Annotated in this window: 18 protein-coding genes; 4 read left to right on the top strand and 14 right to left on the bottom strand. The window is 71.8% G+C overall.

All coding sequences use genetic code 11. The annotated features are described in order from the left end of the window. The first annotated feature begins 61 nt into the window (after nucleotides 1-61). A complete protein-coding gene (locus ACFC51_RS30125; protein WP_376531829.1) occupies nucleotides 62-1,543 on the top strand; it encodes a rhamnulokinase family protein in 1,482 nt (493 codons plus the stop codon). Nucleotides 1,544-1,698: 155 nt separating this feature from the next. Here the strand turns inward: ACFC51_RS30125 and ACFC51_RS30120 are convergent, their stop codons facing one another. Beyond that, complete coding sequence (locus tag ACFC51_RS30120) at nucleotides 1,699-2,757, bottom strand: enoyl-CoA hydratase/isomerase family protein (RefSeq protein WP_376531827.1); 1,059 nt, start codon at nucleotides 2,755-2,757, stop codon at nucleotides 1,699-1,701. Nucleotides 2,758-2,936: 179 nt separating this feature from the next. On the opposite strand from ACFC51_RS30120, the gene ACFC51_RS30115 reads away from it, so the two are divergent. Continuing rightward, entirely contained in the window at nucleotides 2,937-5,027 is a 2,091-nt protein-coding gene (locus ACFC51_RS30115) for a SpoIIE family protein phosphatase (RefSeq protein WP_376374538.1), read from the top strand. 130 nt (nucleotides 5,028-5,157) lie between these two features. On the opposite strand, the gene ACFC51_RS30110 is transcribed toward ACFC51_RS30115, so the two are convergent. From ACFC51_RS30110 to ACFC51_RS30070, 9 genes are all read right to left on the bottom strand, one after another. Then, complete coding sequence (locus tag ACFC51_RS30110) at nucleotides 5,158-5,799, bottom strand: LAETG motif-containing sortase-dependent surface protein (protein ID WP_376531825.1); 642 nt, start codon at nucleotides 5,797-5,799, stop codon at nucleotides 5,158-5,160. Nucleotides 5,800-6,002: 203 nt separating this feature from the next. Further along, on the bottom strand, nucleotides 6,003-6,491 hold the full coding sequence (locus tag ACFC51_RS30105) for a GNAT family N-acetyltransferase (RefSeq protein WP_376374532.1): 489 nt from the start codon (nucleotides 6,489-6,491) through the stop codon (nucleotides 6,003-6,005). Nucleotides 6,492-6,531: 40 nt separating this feature from the next. Continuing rightward, nucleotides 6,532-7,521, bottom strand: coding sequence for a DUF6397 family protein (locus ACFC51_RS30100; protein ID WP_376531823.1), 990 nt, complete (start codon nucleotides 7,519-7,521; stop codon nucleotides 6,532-6,534). A gap of 108 nt (nucleotides 7,522-7,629) precedes the next feature. Then, nucleotides 7,630-8,040 carry a roadblock/LC7 domain-containing protein gene (locus ACFC51_RS30095; RefSeq protein WP_376374587.1) on the bottom strand — a complete coding sequence of 137 codons (411 nt, stop codon included), beginning with the start codon at nucleotides 8,038-8,040 and terminating at the stop codon, nucleotides 7,630-7,632. A gap of 179 nt (nucleotides 8,041-8,219) precedes the next feature. Then, nucleotides 8,220-8,855: an ATP/GTP-binding protein gene (locus ACFC51_RS30090; RefSeq protein ID WP_376374528.1), complete on the bottom strand. Its 636-nt coding sequence runs from the start codon at nucleotides 8,853-8,855 to the stop codon at nucleotides 8,220-8,222. A gap of 172 nt (nucleotides 8,856-9,027) precedes the next feature. Then, a complete protein-coding gene (locus ACFC51_RS30085; RefSeq protein ID WP_376374525.1) occupies nucleotides 9,028-9,456 on the bottom strand; it encodes a DUF742 domain-containing protein in 429 nt (142 codons plus the stop codon). Nucleotides 9,457-9,559: 103 nt separating this feature from the next. Continuing rightward, entirely contained in the window at nucleotides 9,560-9,997 is a 438-nt protein-coding gene (locus ACFC51_RS30080) for a roadblock/LC7 domain-containing protein (protein WP_376374523.1), read from the bottom strand. Further along, nucleotides 9,994-12,576, bottom strand: coding sequence for a nitrate- and nitrite sensing domain-containing protein (locus ACFC51_RS30075; RefSeq protein ID WP_376531821.1), 2,583 nt, complete (start codon nucleotides 12,574-12,576; stop codon nucleotides 9,994-9,996). Before ACFC51_RS30075 ends, ACFC51_RS30080 begins: the two co-directional genes overlap by 4 nt. A 74-nt stretch (nucleotides 12,577-12,650) precedes the next feature. Continuing rightward, nucleotides 12,651-13,448, bottom strand: coding sequence for an MHYT domain-containing protein (locus ACFC51_RS30070; protein ID WP_376374517.1), 798 nt, complete (start codon nucleotides 13,446-13,448; stop codon nucleotides 12,651-12,653). A gap of 197 nt (nucleotides 13,449-13,645) precedes the next feature. Here ACFC51_RS30070 and ACFC51_RS30065 point away from each other — a divergent pair, with 197 nt between their 5' ends. Then, the gene (locus ACFC51_RS30065; protein ID WP_376374514.1) at nucleotides 13,646-14,245 is read left to right on the top strand and encodes a class I SAM-dependent methyltransferase; all 600 of its coding nucleotides are present in this window, start codon (nucleotides 13,646-13,648) and stop codon (nucleotides 14,243-14,245) included. Between the two features lie 24 nt (nucleotides 14,246-14,269). Here ACFC51_RS30065 and ACFC51_RS30060 read toward each other — a convergent pair whose 3' ends face one another. After that, nucleotides 14,270-15,175 (bottom strand): oxygenase MpaB family protein, encoded by a 906-nt coding sequence (locus tag ACFC51_RS30060; RefSeq protein ID WP_376531819.1) that lies wholly within the window; start codon nucleotides 15,173-15,175, stop codon nucleotides 14,270-14,272. Between the two features lie 208 nt (nucleotides 15,176-15,383). Between ACFC51_RS30060 and ACFC51_RS30055 the strand changes: the two genes are divergently transcribed. After that, nucleotides 15,384-16,262, top strand: coding sequence for a hypothetical protein (locus ACFC51_RS30055; RefSeq protein ID WP_376531818.1), 879 nt, complete (start codon nucleotides 15,384-15,386; stop codon nucleotides 16,260-16,262). A 42-nt stretch (nucleotides 16,263-16,304) separates the two neighbouring features. Here ACFC51_RS30055 and ACFC51_RS30050 read toward each other — a convergent pair whose 3' ends face one another. From ACFC51_RS30050 to ACFC51_RS30040, 3 genes are all read right to left on the bottom strand, one after another. Next, nucleotides 16,305-16,847, bottom strand: a complete 543-nt coding sequence (locus ACFC51_RS30050; protein ID WP_376374584.1) for an MOSC domain-containing protein — start codon at nucleotides 16,845-16,847, stop codon at nucleotides 16,305-16,307. Further along, entirely contained in the window at nucleotides 16,844-17,026 is a 183-nt protein-coding gene (locus ACFC51_RS30045) for a hypothetical protein (protein ID WP_376374507.1), read from the bottom strand. Before ACFC51_RS30045 ends, ACFC51_RS30050 begins: the two co-directional genes overlap by 4 nt. A 104-nt stretch (nucleotides 17,027-17,130) precedes the next feature. Continuing rightward, a complete protein-coding gene (locus ACFC51_RS30040) occupies nucleotides 17,131-18,195 on the bottom strand; it encodes a fatty acid desaturase family protein (RefSeq protein WP_376531816.1) in 1,065 nt (354 codons plus the stop codon). Nucleotides 18,196-18,264 lie beyond the last annotated feature (69 nt).

Below are 18,264 nucleotides of genomic sequence, written 5' to 3'. Positions count from 1 at the left end.
CCCCGGACGGCTCTCCGCGACTCCCGGGGCGCGGCTCCGCCCTGATCGGATGAGAATTTCCATGTCTGCGACTTCACCACACGACCCGGTGTTCGCCGCGGTGGACCTGGGCGCCACCAGCGGCCGGGTCATCACCGGCAGGGTCGGGCCCGGCGTACTGGTGCTGACCGAGGCGCACCGCTTCGCCAACACTCCGGTCCGGCTCCCCGACGGGCTCCGCTGGGACGTGCTCGCCCTCTACCAGGGCGTCCTGGACGGTCTGCGCGCGGCGGCGCGCAGTGGTCCTGTCACCTCGGTGGGCATCGACACCTGGGCGGTCGACTACGGGCTCCTGGACTCCGACGGGGCGCTTCTGGGCCTGCCCTTCCACTACCGCGACGGGCGCACCACCGAGGCGGCCGAAGAGGTACTGGCCCGTTTCGCGCCCCAGGAGCTGTACGCCGTCGGCGGACTGCAGCACCTGCCGTTCAACACGGTCTTCCAGCTGGCCGCCCACCGCTCGACGGCTCAGTGGAAGGCGGCCCGGACGCTTCTGCTGATGCCCGATCTGCTGGTGTACTGGCTGACGGGGGCGGTGGGGGCGGAAGCGACCAACGCGTCGACGACCGGCCTGCTCGACGCACGTACGGGCCGCTGGTCCGACGCGCTGATCGAGCGGATGGGGCTGGAGCGTTCCCTCTTTCCCGCCGTGCGGGAACCCGGCGGGCGCGCGGGCACCCTCCTCCCGCACGTGGCCGGGTTCACCGGGCTCCCGGAGGACACACCCGTGACGACTGTCGCCTCGCACGACACCGCCTCGGCCGTGGCCGCGGTTCCGGCCACGGAGCCCGGATTCGCGTACGTGTCGTGCGGGACCTGGTCGCTTGCAGGGCTCGAGCTGGACGCCCCGGTGCTGACCGAGGAGTCGAGGGCCGCCAACTTCACCAACGAACGCGGGGTGGACGGCACGGTGCGCTACCTCCGCAACATCATGGGGATGTGGCTGCTGGAGGAGTGCCGCCGTACCTGGGAGCAGGGCGGCACGTCGGCGCGGCTCGCGGATCTCCTCGCGGACGCGGCGCGGGCCCGGCCCTTCGGTGCCCTGATCGACCCGGACGATCCGGTGTTCCTGGCGCCCGGGGACATGCCGTCACGGATCGACGACGCTCTGGTCCGGACGGGGCAGGCCGTGCCGGAGGGACCAGGGGGATATGTGCGGTGCGTCCTGGAGAGTCTGGCGCTGGCCCACCGCCGGACGCTACGCGAGGCAGCCGTCCTGGCGAAGCGCGAGCTGACACGGGTCCACCTGGTCGGCGGTGGCTCGCGCAACGAGCTGCTGTGCCAGTGGACGGCGGACGCGACGGGTCTGCCGGTCACCGCGGGGCCCGCCGAGGCGACCGCGCTGGGCAATGTGCTGCTCCAGGCGCGGGCCCACGGTCTGGTGGGCGGCCTGACGGACATGCGCGGGCTCGTCGCACGGACCCAGCGGCTGCGGCACTACTCCCCGCAGGGTGACCCAGGAGCCTGGGACCGCGCGGCGGACGGACTGGGGGCGCGCACGTGAGCGGGCCCCGGGGCTCTCGGCCGGCCCGGACGGCGGCCCGGGCCTCCGGGCAGGGGCCCGGGTGCTCCGGGCAGGGGTCACGGCATCGGGCACCCGCCCGGCCGGGAGCAGCCCGGCACGGGCGGGAGCAGCCCGGCACGGGCGGGTGGGAGAAGTCAGGCCGAGGCCAGGCCCAGTTCCTGGTCGCCGAGCGGCTCGAAGTGGCGGGCCACCTCGGCGTCGGTGACACCGCTCGCGTTGGCCGGACTCCACCGCGGCGTACGGTCCTTGTCGATGATCCGGGCGCGCACCCCCTCCACCAGGTCGTGCCCGGTGAAGGCCCGGCAGGAGACGCGGAACTCCTGGTCCAGGACGGCTTCGAGACCGCCGAGCCGCCTCGCCCGGCGCACCGAGGCCAGGGTGACCTTGAGTGCGGTGGGTGAGAGGCCGAGAAGCTCGGTGGCGGTCTCCTTCGCGGCGGGTACTCCGCTGTCCACCAGCCGGTCGACGATCTCCTCGACGGTGTCGGCGGCGTAGCAGCTGTCGATCCATCCGCGGTGCTCGGTGAGTTCGCCTTCCGGGGCCTCGGTCGCGTACCGCTGCACGATGTTCCTCGCACCGGCGGGTTCCGCGCTGCGGGCGAGCTCGGTGGTGAGGTCGGCGAGACGGTGCGAGGGGACGAAATGGTCGGCGAGTCCGCACAGCACGGCGTCCGCCGCGCCGACGGACCGGCCGGTCAGTGCGAGATGGGTACCGAGTTCGCCGGGTGCCGCGCCCAGCAGGTAGGTGCCCCCGACGTCGGGAACGAAGCCGATGGCGGTCTCGGGCATCGCGACACGTGAGCGCTCGGTGACGATACGCACATCACCGTGGGCGGAGACGCCCACCCCGCCGCCCATCACGATGCCGTCCATGAGCGCCACGTACGGTTTCGGGAACCTCGCGATCCGGGCGTTGAGCCGGTACTCGTCGCGCCAGAAGTCCACGGAGGCGCGACGGCCGGCCCGGGCGTCCTCGTAGATCGACCGGATGTCCCCTCCGGCGCAGAGGCCGCGGTCCCCCGCTCCCCGGATCACGACGGCGGCGACCGTGTCGTCGCCGGCCGCCAGGGTGAGCGCTTCGTCGATGCGGCGGACCATGGCGTGCGTGAGGGCGTTCAGAGCCCGGGGCCGGTTGAGGGTGATGTGCAGGAGGTGACCCTCGGTGTGCAACAGGACGGGTTCGTCGTCGTTCATCGTGTGCGCTCCGGTCAGCCGTGGACGATCTATGCCTGCCATTCTGCGACGGCCGACGCAGGCTCCTGGCGCCGGGGCCGTCGCGACACCGCTGTGGCAGTACCGCATCACGGGCTCGACAATTGGGATCGACGGGCCGCGACGTCCAGCAGCCCCGCCGGACGACCTCCGGAGCAGGCATGACCGACTCTTCACGGCGAGACGACGACCCAGCGTCGTGGCTCCGGCTCGAACGGCTGCACACCGGCCGGACGAGGCCCACGGAGCGCCTCGCCATGAACCGGACCGGCAGCTTCGAATGGGACCTGGACGCCAGGACCGTGGACGTCGACGAGGCCGGGCTGATGGTGTTCGGCCTGGATGCGGCGGCCTTCGAGGACTCCCCCTCGTCCGTGATCGACCGCTTGGACGCGGCGGACCGGGCGCGCCTGGAGGCCACCATCGGCGAGGCGATCTCCGGCGGGAGCAATGCCTACAGCGTCCACTTCCAGGTACCTCTGGAGGACGGCAGCCGCCAGTGGACCCATGTCCAGGCGCAGATCCTGCGGTCCGAGGACGGCCGGGCGCATCGCGTCATCGGCGTGGTGCGGGACGCCACGGCCGAGGTCACCCATTCGGCCTTCGCACTGGATCTGGAAAAGCGCCGTCGCCGCCACACCAACATCGTCGAACGCACCACTGCCGCGATGTCACGCGCTGTCACCGTGGACGACGTCACCGCCGCGCTCACCGGCCCGGGCGGGCTGGTGGGGATCGGCGCGGACGGGCTGGCGCTCGGTCTGGTGGAGAACTCGGCGCTGAGGATCATCGCGCTGAGCGGGGAGTCGGTGGAGGTACTGGAGGGCTTGGGTTCCGGACAGCTCGACGCGACGCTGCCGCTCGGGGACACCATCCTGAGCGGACGTCCCCGGTTCATCAGCTCGCTCGGCTCGTTGATCCGGCGGTATCCCGTGCTCGAACCGCACATCGGCCGGCTCAATTTCCGCGCCGTCGCCTATCTGCCGCTGATAGCCCAGGCACGGTCGCTGGGCGGACTCGCGCTCTTCTACCGGGAACGCACGGCGTTCAGCGCGGACGAGCGGATCCTCTGTCTGGGGCTGGCCGCCATCGTGGCCCAGTCGCTGCAACGGGCGATCCTCTTCGACGAGGAGCGCGAGTTCGCCACCGGACTCCAGTCGGCCATGCTCCCACGGCGGATCCAGGAGATCGAGGGCGGCGAGATCGCGGTCCGCTACCACGCGGCGTGGAGCGGACGCGAGGTCGGAGGCGACTGGTACGACGTGATCACCCTCCCCAGGGGCCGTATCGGCATCGTGGTCGGCGACGTGCAGGGGCACGACACCCATGCGGCGGCGATCATGGGCCAACTCCGCATCGCCCTGCGCGCGTACGCCGCCGAGGGGCATCCCCCGGCCACGGTTCTGGCACGGGCCTCCCGTTTCCTCGCCGAGCTGGACACCGACCGGTTCGCGACGTCGACCTATGCGCAGGTGGACCTCGCCACGGGGGCGGTGCGGGTGGCGCGTGCGGGACACTTCGGGCCTCTGATCAGGCACACCGACGGCCGGGTCGGCGTTCCTCAGGTACGCGGGGGTCTGCCGCTGGGCATCTCCACCGACTTCCGGGACGAGGAGTATCCGGAGACCCGCCTGGACCTGGTGCCCGGCGAGACTCTCGTCCTGTACACGGACGGACTCGTCGAGGAGCCGGGAGCGGACGTGGACGCGGGTGTAGCGGCCTTGATCCACGAGGTGAGCGACGGGCCCGACGGTGCGGAGGCGCTGGCCGACCATCTGTCCGACCGGTTGTGGGAGCGGTGGGGCTCGGGCGACGACGTGGCACTGCTGGTCCTGCGGCGGAGCCCGGACCTCGGGTCGCCGCGCGCCCCTCGTCTGCACCAGTACATCCACCAGGCGGATCCGCAGGGGCTCTCCGAGGCCCGGTCGATCGTGCGCCAGGCCCTGACGGACTGGGACCTGGCCTCTCTGGCGGACGACGCGGAGCTGGTCACCGGGGAGTTGCTGGTCAATGTGCTGCTGCACACGGAGGGCGGGGCGGTACTGACGCTGGAGGTGCTGCCGGAGCCCGTGCGGCGCATCAGGCTGTCGGTCCAGGACCGCTCGAGTGTCTGGCCTCGACGCCGGACGCCGGGCGAGACCTCGACCTCGGGGCGCGGCCTGCTGCTTCTCGACGCCGTCGCCGAGAGCTGGGGCATCGAGCCCAGGGGTGAGGGCAAGGCCGTCTGGTGCGAAATCGGTCCCACGGCCTGATCCGGGGTGCGCCTCCGGTGATTACGGCGGGGGCGAACGACACGGGGGCGTACCGCGACGCATGCGCCGCGGTACGCCCCCGCCCGGCCTACGGGTGTTCAGTCACCGTCGGCCGGAGAGTCTGGACGCGTCAGTGCTGCGTGCTGCGGCGCTTGCGTACGGACCACAGGATGCCGCCGCCGGCGAGGAGAACCGCGAGAGCGGCTCCACCGATGACGGGCGTGGCGGACGACGAACCGGTCTCCGCCAGGTCCGGCGCGCTGCTGCTCGGCTCGGCCGGGGCGGGCGCGGCCTCCGTGGCGGTCTCGCTCGGCGTCTCGCTGGGCTCGGGGGCCGAGGTCGGCGGCTCGGTGCTCGGAGCCTCCGAAGGCGTCTCCTCGGTCGGGGTGGGCGACGGGGTGTCGTCCTCGCAGACCGGAGCCGTCTTCGTGTCCTCGACGGAGTACCGGGCGTTGTCCCCGGCCTTGACGACCAGGCGGACGGTCAGCTCCTTGTCGTGCTTCGGGAGCTGGAGCGGCGACTTCGTGCTGAATTCCCGGCCGAACTGGGTCGTCGGAAGCAGCACGTCGCCGCCGTCGACGGAGACCGTCACCTCGTTGGTGGCGTTACCCGAGTAGGCCGTCAGGTTGAGCGTCACTTCGGAGCAGGTCACGGCCCAGGTGGGGGTGTGAGCTGCGGCCGGACCGGCGGAGATGACCCCGCCCGCCAGGCCGACTACCGCGGCGGCCGCGAATGCTCCCGCGCCACGCCACGATCTCCTGGGTATGGCCATGGATTCTTCCTCCATATGAGTTCACCGCTGGAATGGCGGTGGGGCGCACAGTACTGCCCCCTGCCTCATGGGACTCACTCGCCCCATGTCTCAGCGATGCACCAACCGTGCGCAGATTACCGCCACTTGGGACATGCCGGACACATCAGGATGGCCGGAAGCCACCGTCCTCACCGAAAGCTCCAGCCGGCTGTGAGGTGCGTTCAGAGACGCTTGTGCATGATGTGCAGTCCCACATAGCCCTCGGTGGGGTGGTTGAATCCCTCGGGCAGGGTCCCGATGACGTCGAAGCCGAGGGACTTGTACAGCCTGACGGCGTGGGTGTTCGTCTCCACCACGGCGTTGAACTGCATGGCGCGATATCCCTCCGTACGGGCCCAGTTCACGGTGTACTCGCACAGCGCCCGGCCCACGCCCCGGCCGGAGTGCTCCGGAGCGACCATGTAGCTGGCGCTGGCGATGTGCGAGCCGTTGCCCATGTGGTTCCTGTTCATCTTGGCCGTGCCGAGGACCGTCCCGGCGTCGTCGACCGCTACGACCGTACGGCCCGGCTCCGGGAGGAGCCACCAGCCCGGGGCCACGTCCTCCCCGAGCTCCGTCGGAAAGGTGAAGGTCTCGCCCGCGGCGACGATCCGGTGGAAGAAGGGCCAGATGGCGGGCCAGTCGTCGGCGGTGGCTTCTCTGATCAGCATGGACCTCAAGATGCCTCGTCGCTCACCAGCACGCAATGCTTCACTGTTCTCCGCGTACGGGCCTTCGGAGTCCGACCCGGGCCAGCAGCGCCCGTCCCGCACCGGGGCGCGCACCAGGCCGCGATCCGGGGCGAGCAGCCGAGCGGTCCGGCAGGCGGCCGCGTCGCCGCCCAAAAGCGGTCGTCGTTCCGCCCGGTACCGCCCCTTCGGGCTCCATACGGAGGAACACGGGGTCACCACCTGGGCGCGGGGCGCCGCGGATCGCACGCGCCCGTTCCAGCTCCAGTGTCAGATTCACCCGACGCCAGAGGATTTCATCCGGATCGTCCGCGAGCATCAGCCTCGCCATGGCCTCCCTACCGGCCGTCGATCCAGGTCGGCCGAGGGCGGCATCCGGCTGCACCCGCGCCAGATAGGCGCGCTCGTAGGGGTCCTCCACCACCTCCGCGAGCTGCACCGGGTCGAGGGCCGACGCCTGGAGGGCCGCGCGTGCCCAGGGGTCCGCCGCGCGGCCCAGCAGCCGGTCGAGCCTGCGCGAACGCCAGTTGCGCGCACGTCGGTCGGTGCCCGCGTCCAGCATGGTGCGCATTCCCGCCGGGCTCTTCCCCGCGAGCAGGCCGGGCTCCCGCGCGGCGAAGGCGAGCAGCTCGTCCACCAGGTAGAGCCAGACCACAGCGCGATAGCGGTTCAGGCAGAACGCGACCGGTGAGACGCACCCGATGCGGGCCAGTCCCGTGAAGCGCACGGCGCTGACTCCGAGCAGCGTGGCGCCTTCCGCCGTGCCCGCGGTGCGCACCTGGTCGCGGAGCGTGTCCGGGAAGCCCGGCCGGGCGCGCAGCCGCTCGATCTCCTGCCGGCGGATCCTCGGCCTCACCCCTCCCACGGCGGGCTCCGCGTCGATCAGGCCCAGGTGGACGGCGAGATCGAACTCGCCTCGCTTCAACGTCAGTTCCTGGGCCGCACGACCTGCCGACACACACTCCGCAGCCGCGTCGACGGCCGGCCGACGGGCATCTTCCGTCAGGGTCATGGCTTTTCCTCCCCCGTGAGTCGAATACTCTGTGTGACCACGGTAGCCGGGGGAGGAAACTCTCGCGGAGCCTGTGGAAAACTCCTGGCGGCGCACAGAAGGAGCAGGTCAGAGGCGGTCGATACTCTCCACGCCCTGCCGTGCCGTGACCCCGAGGTGTTCGCCCACGCGATTGACCAACAGGGTCATCTCGTAGGCGACCTGGCCCACATCGGCCTCGGCCGCGGTCAGGACGCAGAGGCAGCTGCCGTCCCCGGCCGCCGTCACGAAGAGCAGCGCCTCGTCGAACTCCACCATGGTCTGGCGTGCCTTCCCGGCTCCGAAGTGCCGCCCGGAGCCTCGGGCCAGGCTCTGCAGACCGGAGGAGACCGCCGCCAGGTGTTCCGCGTCCTCCCGGGCCAGGCTCGTGCTGGCGCCGGTCACCAGCCCGTCGTTCGAGAGCACCAGCGCGTGCCGGATGTGCTCCACCCGGCTGGTGAGATCGTCGAGCAGCCAGTCAAGTCCCCGGTCCAGCGCCATGTGCTCGTCCTCCCCGTTCATCTGTTCCCCACGTCCGCGCAAGCCTTGCGCACGGCTCCCCTGCGGGCAAGCGCCGCCCTGCCCCGGAGGCGCTGCTTCGCGCCACGGCCGGCCCGCCGCCGAGGACGCGCCTCCCGCGCGTGCACCGGGCGGGGGCGGCCCGGCCGACCGCCCCGTCCTCATACCGGATCCGACGCCTGCGCGACCGAGTCGAGCAGCCGCGCCGTGTGGACCCGCCCGGCGTACTCGACCATGCGGATGAGGACCTCCTTGCCCGAGGCGCGGTCACGCGCGTCGCACAGGACGACGGGAGTGCCCCCGTCGAGATCCAGTGCCCGGGAGACGTCGTCCTCGGCATAGGTCCGTGCGCCCGTGAAGCAGTTGACCGCGACGACGAAGGGGATGCGGCGGTGCTCGAAGTAGTCGACGGCCGGGAAGCAGTCCTCCAGCCTCCGTGTGTCGGCGAGGACGACCGCTCCCAGCGCGCCCTGCGAGAGTTCGTCCCACAGGAACCAGAACCGGTCCTGTCCCGGGGTACCGAACAGGTAGAGCGACAGACCGGAGCGGATGGTGATCCTTCCGAAGTCCATGGCTACCGTGGTCGTGGTCTTCTGGTCCACGCCCCCGGTGTCGTCGACGGACTGGCCGGCCTCACTGAGGAGTTCCTCGGTCCGCAGCGGCCGGATCTCGCTCACCGCACCGACGAGTGTCGTCTTGCCGACGCCGAAGCCGCCGGCGACCAATATCTTCAGGGCGAGGGCTCCGGACTCGCCCGAATCGTCCGCGTCTGCGCTGTCCACATGCTCGGAGGACATCGATCACTTCTCTCACGAGTGCCGTCGGTAGGGGCGACAGCATGGCAATCAGAGGCAGTCGCCGAAGGAGGTGAACGAAATGTGACTCATGTGTCCGTACGGGGTCGTTCAGTGCCCGGCCGGAGTCGCAATCCTTCAGGAGTAGGCCATGAGGACGACCGGTACCGGACGCTCAGAGGGCCCGGAGGCCGTCGATCACCTCACGCAGGATCCGCTCGTCGGGCAGTTGTGCGGGCGGGACGGGCCTGCTGACCCGCACGCAGCCGGCCTCCAGCAGGTCGCCCAGAAGCACCCGCACGACGCCGACGGGCAGATCGGCGTCCGCGGACAGCTCCGCGACCGACTGGATCTCCGCCCTGCACAGAGCGAGCAGCGCCCGGTGCTCGGGGCCCAGCAGTGCCTCGCCCTGCCGCTCCTCCGCGCCGTCGTCCGCCGCCACCAGGGCGATCAGGTCGAACCGCACTCCGGTGGGCCCCGGCTGCGTCCGGCCGCCGGTGACCGCGTAAGGGCGGACCAGCGGTCCCGCCTCGGCGTCGTACCACTGGGTGCCGGGAGGCAATCCGTACGCGGCACGGGAGAGGTCCTCACCGACGGCGGGCACGCCGTGTCCGCCGCCCGGTGGCCCACCGTCCGCTCTCCCCGGAGGGGGGCCCTCCGTGCTTCCCGGCGGCACGCCGCCCTCGCTCATCCGCACGTGCCCGTCCTCAGCCCGTCGCCGGTGGTCCGGCGAGCCTCACCGGGGAGGCGAGGTGTTCGCCCACCCGCTTCACCAGGCGCGCCATCTCGTACGCCACGAGGCCGATGTCCGCGAACGCCGTGCTCAGCACGGTGAGGCAGGAGCCGTCCCCCGCGGCCGCGACGAACAGGAACCCGTCGTCCATCTCGACCATCGTCTGGCGTACGCTCCCTGCACCGAAGTGCCGTCCCGTGCCTTTCGCCAGGCTGTTGAAGCCCGATGCCACGGCGGCGAGGTGCTCCGCGTCCTCGCGGCTCAGTGCGTGGGACGCGCCGACGGCGAGGCCGTCGTTGCTCAGTACGACGGCGTGCCGGATGTCGGCGATCCGTGCGACGAGATCGTCCAGCAGCCAGTCCAGCTCGCCGGAGCCTCGGGAAGCCCTGTCGGGCCTCTGGTTCACGATCATGTCTGGTCTCCTTCGGTGTGCCGGCGGAAAGGTGACGGAGGCGCGGGGCGTCCCCGGGTGTTCCCCCCGGGTGTCGCCCCACCGCCACGGACCCATCCGTCCCTGTAGGCGGTCATGCGGTCGCGTGCCTGCTCGGGGGTGCGTCCGGCGGGGGGCGCGGCGCCGTCCGGCCGGTGCCCGTCTTCCTCACCGCGGCGCTGCTCGCGCAGCTGGGGGACGAGGCTGGCCTGTCGTACGCGGCGAGGGAGCTCGCCGTCCTCCTCCGCGGACCGCGGCCGCCGGTTGAGTGTGGTCACGGGGGCGGTACCCGGACGGAGTTCAGTCCGTCCGCCGGACTCCGCGCCCGGTTCGAGGGCCGGTACGGCGACCGGTGCAGGGAACGGGGAGGGACGCTCCCGCGCCGGGCGCGGGCCGGCGGCGTGTCCGGGACGGGCGTCGTCCCGGGCCGGCGTCGTCGATCCGGTGGCGGCATCGGCCGGGCCGGCAGGTGCGCCTTCCGGGAGGCTGCTCCGGAGGCAGGCGGTCGGCACCAGGACGACCGCGGTCGTCCCGCCGTACGCGGAGGTGCGCAGCTGGACCTTGATGTGGTGGCGTGCGGAGAGCCTGCTGACGACGAAGAGGCCGAGCCGGTCGCTGTCGAAGAGGTCGAGGGTCTCGGACTGTTCGATGCGCCGGTTGGCCTCGTCGAGCAGTTCCTTGCCCATGCCGAGGCCGCGGTCCTCGATCTCCAGGGCGTACCCGTTGCCCACGGGCTCCCCGGTGATCCGCACCTTGGTATGGGGCGGTGAGAACTGCGCTGCGTTCTCGACGAGTTCGGCCAGCAGGTGGGTGAGGTCGGCCACGGCCACGCCGTTCACACCGGCGTCCGGCAGCGCCCGCACCTCCACGCGTGCGTAGTCCTCGATCTCCGAGACCGCGGCGCGGACGACGTCGGTGAGCGGGACGGGCATCCGCCAGGCGCGGCCGGGGGCGGCGCCGGAGAGGATGATCAGACTCTCGGCATGCCGTCTCATGCGGGTCGTGAGGTGGTCGAGGCGGAACAGGTCACCGAGTTCGCCCGGGTCGTCGGCACGGCGCTCCATGCCGTCGAGGAGGGCGAGCTGGCGGTGGACGAGGACCTGGCTGCGGCGGGCGAGGTTGACGAAGACCCCGGAGATGCCGCTGGCCAGTTCGGCACGTTCGACGGCGGCGTCGAGGGCCGCACGGTGCACGGTGTGCAGGGCCTCGCCCACCTGCCCGATCTCGTCGTGGGACGCCCGTCCGGCCGGTGCCTCGGCCCGCACGTCGATCTCCTCACCCGCGCGCAGCCGCCGCATGGCGTGCGGCAGTTTGCGCCACGCGATCTCCAGCGCGCTGTCGCGGAGGCCGACGAGTTCGACGACGAGCGCACGGCCGATCCGCACGGAGATCACCAGGGAGGCGGCGACCGCGAGGAAGCCGAGGAGGACGGCGGAACCGGCGGGGCTGAACAGCGCGCGTGCGAAGGGGCCCGCCCCGTCGGCCGCCCGGTCACCGGATTCCGTCCCGACGGCACGCAGCGCCGCACGCACCGTGGCCGCGTCCCGCTCCCAGGTGGCGGGCACCGCCTTCGCAGCGCGGCGGCCGGGGGGCGCTGCCAGCACCGCGTCCTCCGCCTCGGTGAGCCGCCGGTAGGCGCCGTTCTCCCCGAGGGCCCGCAAGGCCTCGCGCCCTGCGGCCGGCAGGTCGCCCCCTGCGGATCCGGCCAGCGTCCGGCGGGTCTCCACGGCTCCGGTGAACTGGCGGAGCGGTTCCCCTTCGAGCGTGCCGGCCGGTACGGCCGACGCCAGCAGCGCCTCTTCGCGGGCCAGCATCTCCCCGCTCCGGGCCAGTTCGAGCAGGACTCGGGACTCGGAGCCGATCTCGGCGTCCTGAGTGCCTGTCAGGGCCCCGGAGACGCCGAGGGCCGCGGTGACGGTCTCGGTGTACTCCGTGAACGCGGTGCGCGTATCGGCGTCCGGGGTCCGGGTCGTGCCGCCCTCCTTCCTGGGGGTGCCCAGGAGCCGGGTGCGCAGACTGTCCAACTGCTGCACGCGGTCCAGGAACGTACCGAGCCGGGCGGCTGCCCGTCCGGGAAGGAGGCCCGCGTCGGCGACGGTGTGGTCGTCGTCCAGGCGAAGGACGTCGAGCGCCGCGTCCGTGCGCGCGGCCCGTTCCCTCAGGGCTGCCGTGTGGGCGGCGCCGGGCTCCGCCAGCTGACGGAGCGCCGCCGTGCGTTCGCTCTGGAGCGCGCCGACGGCCGAGGTGACCGGAGCCCGCACCGCGACGTCCACGCGCTGGACCTCACGCAGGCGGGCCACGTCCTGGGCCGTCGTGACGGTGGCGAACCCCCAGAGCGCGAGGAGGGAGACCACGGGAACCATCAGCAGCGAGATGATCTTCGCCCGTACGGTGCGGGGGCGCAGGGACCTCCCCCGCACTCCGGACCCGGACGGCCCTGCCTCGTGCCCGTGGCTTTCGTCGGCGGGGGGTCCGGCGTGTGCGCGCCTTCCGCGCGGCGGTGTCACGGGCCCGTCGGCGTGTGCACCGGGGTCCGGGGTCGTCGTGCGGGGTCTGCGCATGGCCTCCTCGTTCCGGATGGGGAGCTCTGTGCCCCGAATGCTCTGTAGGACAGGGACCGCGGGTCCGTCGCGTCTCAGGGGGCCGCTGCCCTCGCCGGCCGGTCCACTCGCACCTCGCCCGAGACCGAGTCCGGCGCTTCGGCCGGGTGCTGCCGGGCTGCCGGAGAGAGCGCGACGAACGCCGAGGTGAGGAAGAGGTACGACCCGAGGCCGACGGCGAGGGGGAAGATGAACTGCATCACCGTCGCGCCGGGCAGCGCGGATCCCGAGGGTGCGACCCGGACACCGACGGCCAGCATGCCCGTGTAGTGCATGCTGCTCACCGCCGCGCCCATGACCAGCGACGCGAGGGCCACGGCCCCGGGCGACTTGATGTTCAGCGCCGCCCACAGCGCCGCGGTGGCCGCGATGACGGCGATGGCGACGGACACCCCGACCAGTACCGGGTCGTAGGTCACCGTGCCGTGGAGGCGCAGGGCTGCCATGCCCAGGTAGTGCATGCTGGCGACACCGAGACCGGTGGTGAGGCCGCCGGCGAGCAGGGCGCGCGAGCGGTCGCGGCTGTAGCCGACCGTGAAGACTCCCGCCCCCACCACCAGCATGGCGACCAGCAGGCTGAGAAGGGTGACGGGCACGTCGTAGCGGATGTCGGTGCCGGTGACCCCGAATCCGAGCATGGCGACGAAGTGCATCGTCCAGATGCCGGTGCCGAGAGCGGAGGCTGCCGTCAGGAGCCAGTTGCGGCGCGAACGGCCGCGGGTGCCGAGTGCGCGCACGGTGCAGCGCAGTCCGAGTGCGGCGCCGATCGATGCCATCGCGTACGACAGCACGGGTGTCAGCCAGCCGAAGGTGGCGTGGTCCAGGTGTCCCATGGGTCCGGGACGCTAGCCCGCGAAGGGGCGCACATCAGGGGCGCATTTCGAAAGGTGCTGGGATATGACAGAGAGATGTTCCGGAAGGATCGGACAGAGTTCGAACGTGTGCACCGCCTCGCGACGTTTGCAGCGCTCGAACGCCTGCACCCCCTCGCGACGTTCCGCTCGGGTGAGGTCTGAGCGATCATGTCCCCATGGCCGACGACCACACGCACGTCCAGGACTTCTTCGCCTCGCGGGCGGCGGACTGGGACAGCCGCTTCCCCGATGACGGCCCCGCCTACGCCGCCGCCGTCGGCGAGCTCGGGCTGCGTCCCGGGGGCGCCGTGCTCGACGCGGGATGCGGTACGGGGCGGGCCCTGCCGGCCCTGCGTACGGCGGTCGGTCCCGGTGGGCGCGTGCTGGGCGCCGATCTGACACCCGCCATGCTGGACGCGGCGCTGCACGCGGGGCGAGGGGCGAGCGGCACACTGCTGCTGGCCGACGCCGGGCGGCTTCCGCTGCGCACCGGGGCCCTGGACGCCGTCTTCGCCGCCGGTCTGATCTCTCATCTCCCGCACCCGGTGCGAGGTCTCACGGAGCTGGCGCGCGTGGTGCGCCCGGGGGGCCGGCTCGCCCTGTTCCACCCCGTCGGGCGCGCCGCGCTGGCCGCACGGCACGGCCGTGACCTCTCCGACGACGATCTCAGGGCCGAGCACCGCCTGGCCCCGCTGCTGGCCGACGCGGGATGGCGGCTGGACGCGTACACCGACGAGGACAGCCGGTTCCTGGCGCTGGCCGTGCGCACGGGCTGAGCGGCCTCCGGAACCCGCTCGGTCTCACTCGGCCTGTGCGTCCGGGGCCCGTCCGTGCGGTACGGGACAGCCTCGCACACCCGGAGTGGGGAACGTGCCGAGGCGGGCGACCTCGTACCCGTCCGGATAGCCCTTGATCTCGGGGTTCTGCCGGGCGAAACGGGCCGTGGAACGCGGTGGCATGAGCCGCACGGCACGTGCTCTCAGGCGCAGTACGCCGCGGGTCAGTCCCCGGGCGACCGGGCCCGGCCGCTCGTACCGGAACGCCCGCAGCAGCGAGTCGTCGAGCAGGGCGAGACTGGCCTTGCGCACGACGGGGGCGAGCGGCCGCGGGTACCAGGAGCCCATCAGGTCCAGGGTGGCGTCGGAGACGGCGCGGGCGCCTTCGTCCCAGCCGAAGTGCTCGTCCTCGTAGGAGTCCAGGGTGCTCTCGAAGTCCTCGTACGTCTGCGGCACGCCCTGGATGCCCATGCGGGCACCGAGCGTGCGGTAGTACGCCGCGAAGGCGCGCAGCTCGTGGGCCGACAGCTTCCGCCAGCCGTACGTGTCGAGCCAGCGCTTGGGGGTGACGACGAAGGTGCACAGCACGTACCGCATGTCGTCGTTGCTGATGTCGTAGCTGCGGTGCATCCCGTTGATCCGTCGCACGGCCGTGCGGCCGTCCTCGCTGTCGAAGCCGTACTCGACCACGGTGTCGAGGAGAAGTGCGGTGTCGTCGTACCTCTTCTGTGAACGTTCGGTCAGTTCCCCTGTCTCCGCCAGCAGTCGGCCGATGCTGGGGACCGCGTAGGTGCGGTACAGGGCGAGTTCGAGAGCGCGGGTGATGTCCCAGGGGAATTCGTAGGTGACGGTGAGGCGGTAGATCTCCAGGAAGTCCCGCTCCGGGTCCAGACGCTGGATCTCCTTCAGCCGCGCGTACCGCTCCACCATGCTGTCCCCCTCGTCGGCCGGTCACGCCACCTTACGGGTGACGGGCAGACCCGCACCACGGCTCGGGGGGGGTGTCGTGGCGTACCCGCGGGACGGCCCGCGCTCTCCGGTTACCTGGCCGTTATCCCTTGTCAGGGCCTCGACGACAGGGTTACCGAGTAGTTAAGGTGCGCCGACGGACCAACGATCTGGAATGAGGGTGGGTGCTGTGGCAGGGACGGACGACACGGTCGCCGATGACGACGCGCTGTTTGTGCTGACCGCGGTGCTGCTGACCCCCGCGCAGTTCCCCAGCGTCCTCGGCGACGACTACGTGGCCGCGTGTGCCGCGCTGGGCCTCGAACCGTACGCCGAGGGGTACGGCCTCGTTTTGGGCCAGGACAGCGGGGGCGCCCGTTGGACGGTGGTCGTCGAGGACGTCTCTCTGGTGGCCGTCGCCATCGCCTCGTGGGACTGCGGGATGGAGTACGACCTCTCCCCCGACGACCGCTCGGTCGTGTGCGCACTGCCGGGGTGGCCGCTCGCGCTCGCCGTCTCCGCGCCCGGCGTCCCCGAGCCGCACGACCCGTTGCCCGATCCCGGCGGCGAGGGCCCGGATCCGCTGACTCCACCGGACACCGAGGTCTGGGGTGCTCCGCAGCGGCGGCTCGGAGCGGACGAGATCGCCCTCCAGTGGGCCGCGTGGCGCGGGCAGATCGATGACGAGACGGCGTTCGGCACCGCCGGGGCGCCTTCGCCGGACGGTGAGCCCCGGGACGACGGGCCGTCGGACGGCGCCGCGGATGCCGGGAGCGCCGCAGGGACCACGGGCTCCGGGCAGCATCCCGGCGTGCGCATGGCGCTCGCAGCGGCCCGGGAGTACGTCAGCTCTCCGCCTCCGCCCGGCCGGATTCGCTCCGCCTTCGCCCCCGGGGGGGCACGGACGCTGCGGGCCGACGGCCCCGGCTGGTCCCTGGTGGCCAGGACCGACGACATCGCCTTCGTCCTCCTGGACGAGGAGCCCGGCGAAGTCATGCCGGTCGGCCGCGGCCCGGAGCTCCCGGGGCTGCTGAAGTCGCTCGACGAGCTGGCCGTACGGCCTTCCTGACCGCACGGCCCCACAGGGTCCGCGGACCGCCCTGACTGCGCCCTACACGTACTCCAGCGGACGATGCGGTCCGACGGGCAGCTCGGCCCTGATCGGGTCACCGGGCCGTACGGTTCCGCCGGCCGTGACGACGCCCATGATGCCCGCCCTGCGGACGACGGCGCCGTCGGCCGCGCGGCCGACGACCCGCTTGAGCAGGCCTTCCTGGAAGCGGTCGATCTGCAGGCACGGATTCCGCAGGCCGGTCACCTCGACGACGGCCTCGTCGCCGAGGTGGAGCAGGGTCCCCACGGAGAGGGCGAGGAGGTCGATCCCGCTGGTGGTGATGTTCTCCCCGAGATCGCCCGGCATGACCTCGAACCCCGCCGTCCTCAGCTCGGCGAACAGCTCCTGGTGCATGAGGTGGACCTGACGCAGATTGGGTTGCGTCGGATCCTTGGCGACCCGGGAGCGGTGCTTGACCGTGACCCCTGCATGGACGTCGCCCTCGACCCCGAGCCCGGCCAGCAGCCTCACGCTGTCCCTGTTCGGTTTGGTGAAGGAGTACTCGCCGTTGCTGCTGACCGCGGTGACTGTGCTGTTCAGCGCCCTATCTCCTTACGGCTGATCCTGCGGAGCCGGCGCCGCTGGGCCGGGTCGAGCATGAGGTACCCCGCTGTGGGTACGCCGATGAGAACCAGCAGCGACCACCAGAATCCGATGAACGGAATCAGGACGACTGCCGCGACGACTCCCCCGATGGCGATCTTTGCACCGTTCGACATGATCCGTGCCTCCTCCGCGGCCGGGGCCGCTCCTGATGAGAGAACGCCTGTGCCCCTCTGTCGGTTCCAGCCACGCGGCCGCATCGTGCGGCCGGCCGGCGGTGCTATCGGAGCGGTTCGCCGACCTCGTGCATGTGCTGCAGGGCCTGGCGGTAGGACTCGAGGAGGCCCGTCTCCGCGTACGGCATCCCGATGGACGCACAGTGCGCCTTGACCATGGGCTGGGCCAGTCGCAGGTGGGGCCTGGGCATGCTCGGGAAGAGGTGGTGCTCGATCTGGTAGTTGAGACCCCCGAGCAGCCAGTCGGTGAGGACGGCCCCGCGTACGTTCCGCGAGGTGAGGACCTGGCGCTGCAGGTGACCCCAGCGGTCGCCGTCGGGGTCGGGCATCTCCATCCCCTTGTGGTTCGGGGCGAAGGCCATGCCGAGGTGGAGACCGAAGAGCGCGTGGTGCACGAGGGCGAAGACGACGGCCTTGCCCGGGGACATGACGGTCAGGAGCAGCGTCGCGTACAGGGCGAGGTGCCCGGCCAGCAGGGTCCCGGAGAGTGCGCGTTCGCGGACGGGCTGACGACGCAGGAACTGGAAGCCGTAGATCTTGAGTGCGATGCCTTCGAGGAGCAGCATCGGGAAGAAGAGGCGGGCCTGGTTGCGGGTGAGCCAGCGGGAGAAGCCCTCGCGCCGGGCGGCCTGCTCCTGGGTCCAGACCAGGGCTCCGACTCCGACGTCGGGGTCCTTGTCCATGTGGTTCGGGTTGGCGTGGTGGCGTACGTGCTTGTCGTTCCACCATGCCTCGTTCATCCCGAGGAGGAGGTTGGCGTGCAGGAGGCCGACCGCCCGGCCCGCCGTGCGGTCGCCGGTTATCTGGGCATGGCCCGCGTCGTGCCCGAAGAAGGCCGTACGGGTCCACAGGACGGCCAGCGGCAGGGCGAGGAGCAGGTTCCACCAGGTGTCGCCGAGCATCACCATGGCGGCGATCACGGCACCGAGAGCGGTCAGGTTCACGGCGATGCCCGCCGCGTACCAGCCGGTGCGCCGTTCGAGGAGGCCCTGCCCCTTGACCGTCTTCAGGAGCGGTGCGAAATCGCTTCCCGGAGGCGGCGGGACGGCCGGACTCTCGGATCCGTCACGGGTGTTCGGCGCAACGGTGGCTTCTACCGCCTGGGGCATGGCGTCTCCGGTTTCTGGGCATCTGCGCTGACCTCGTCAAACGTACGGATGGCGGGCCTGTCGCAGCCA

Origin of the sequence: Streptomyces sp. NPDC055962 (assembly GCF_042270185.1) — a bacterium.
GTDB lineage: Bacteria > Actinomycetota > Actinomycetes > Streptomycetales > Streptomycetaceae > Streptomyces.
The sequence above is the reverse complement of the archived record's forward strand: the minus strand, read 5'-3'. Positions and strand labels throughout refer to the sequence as shown.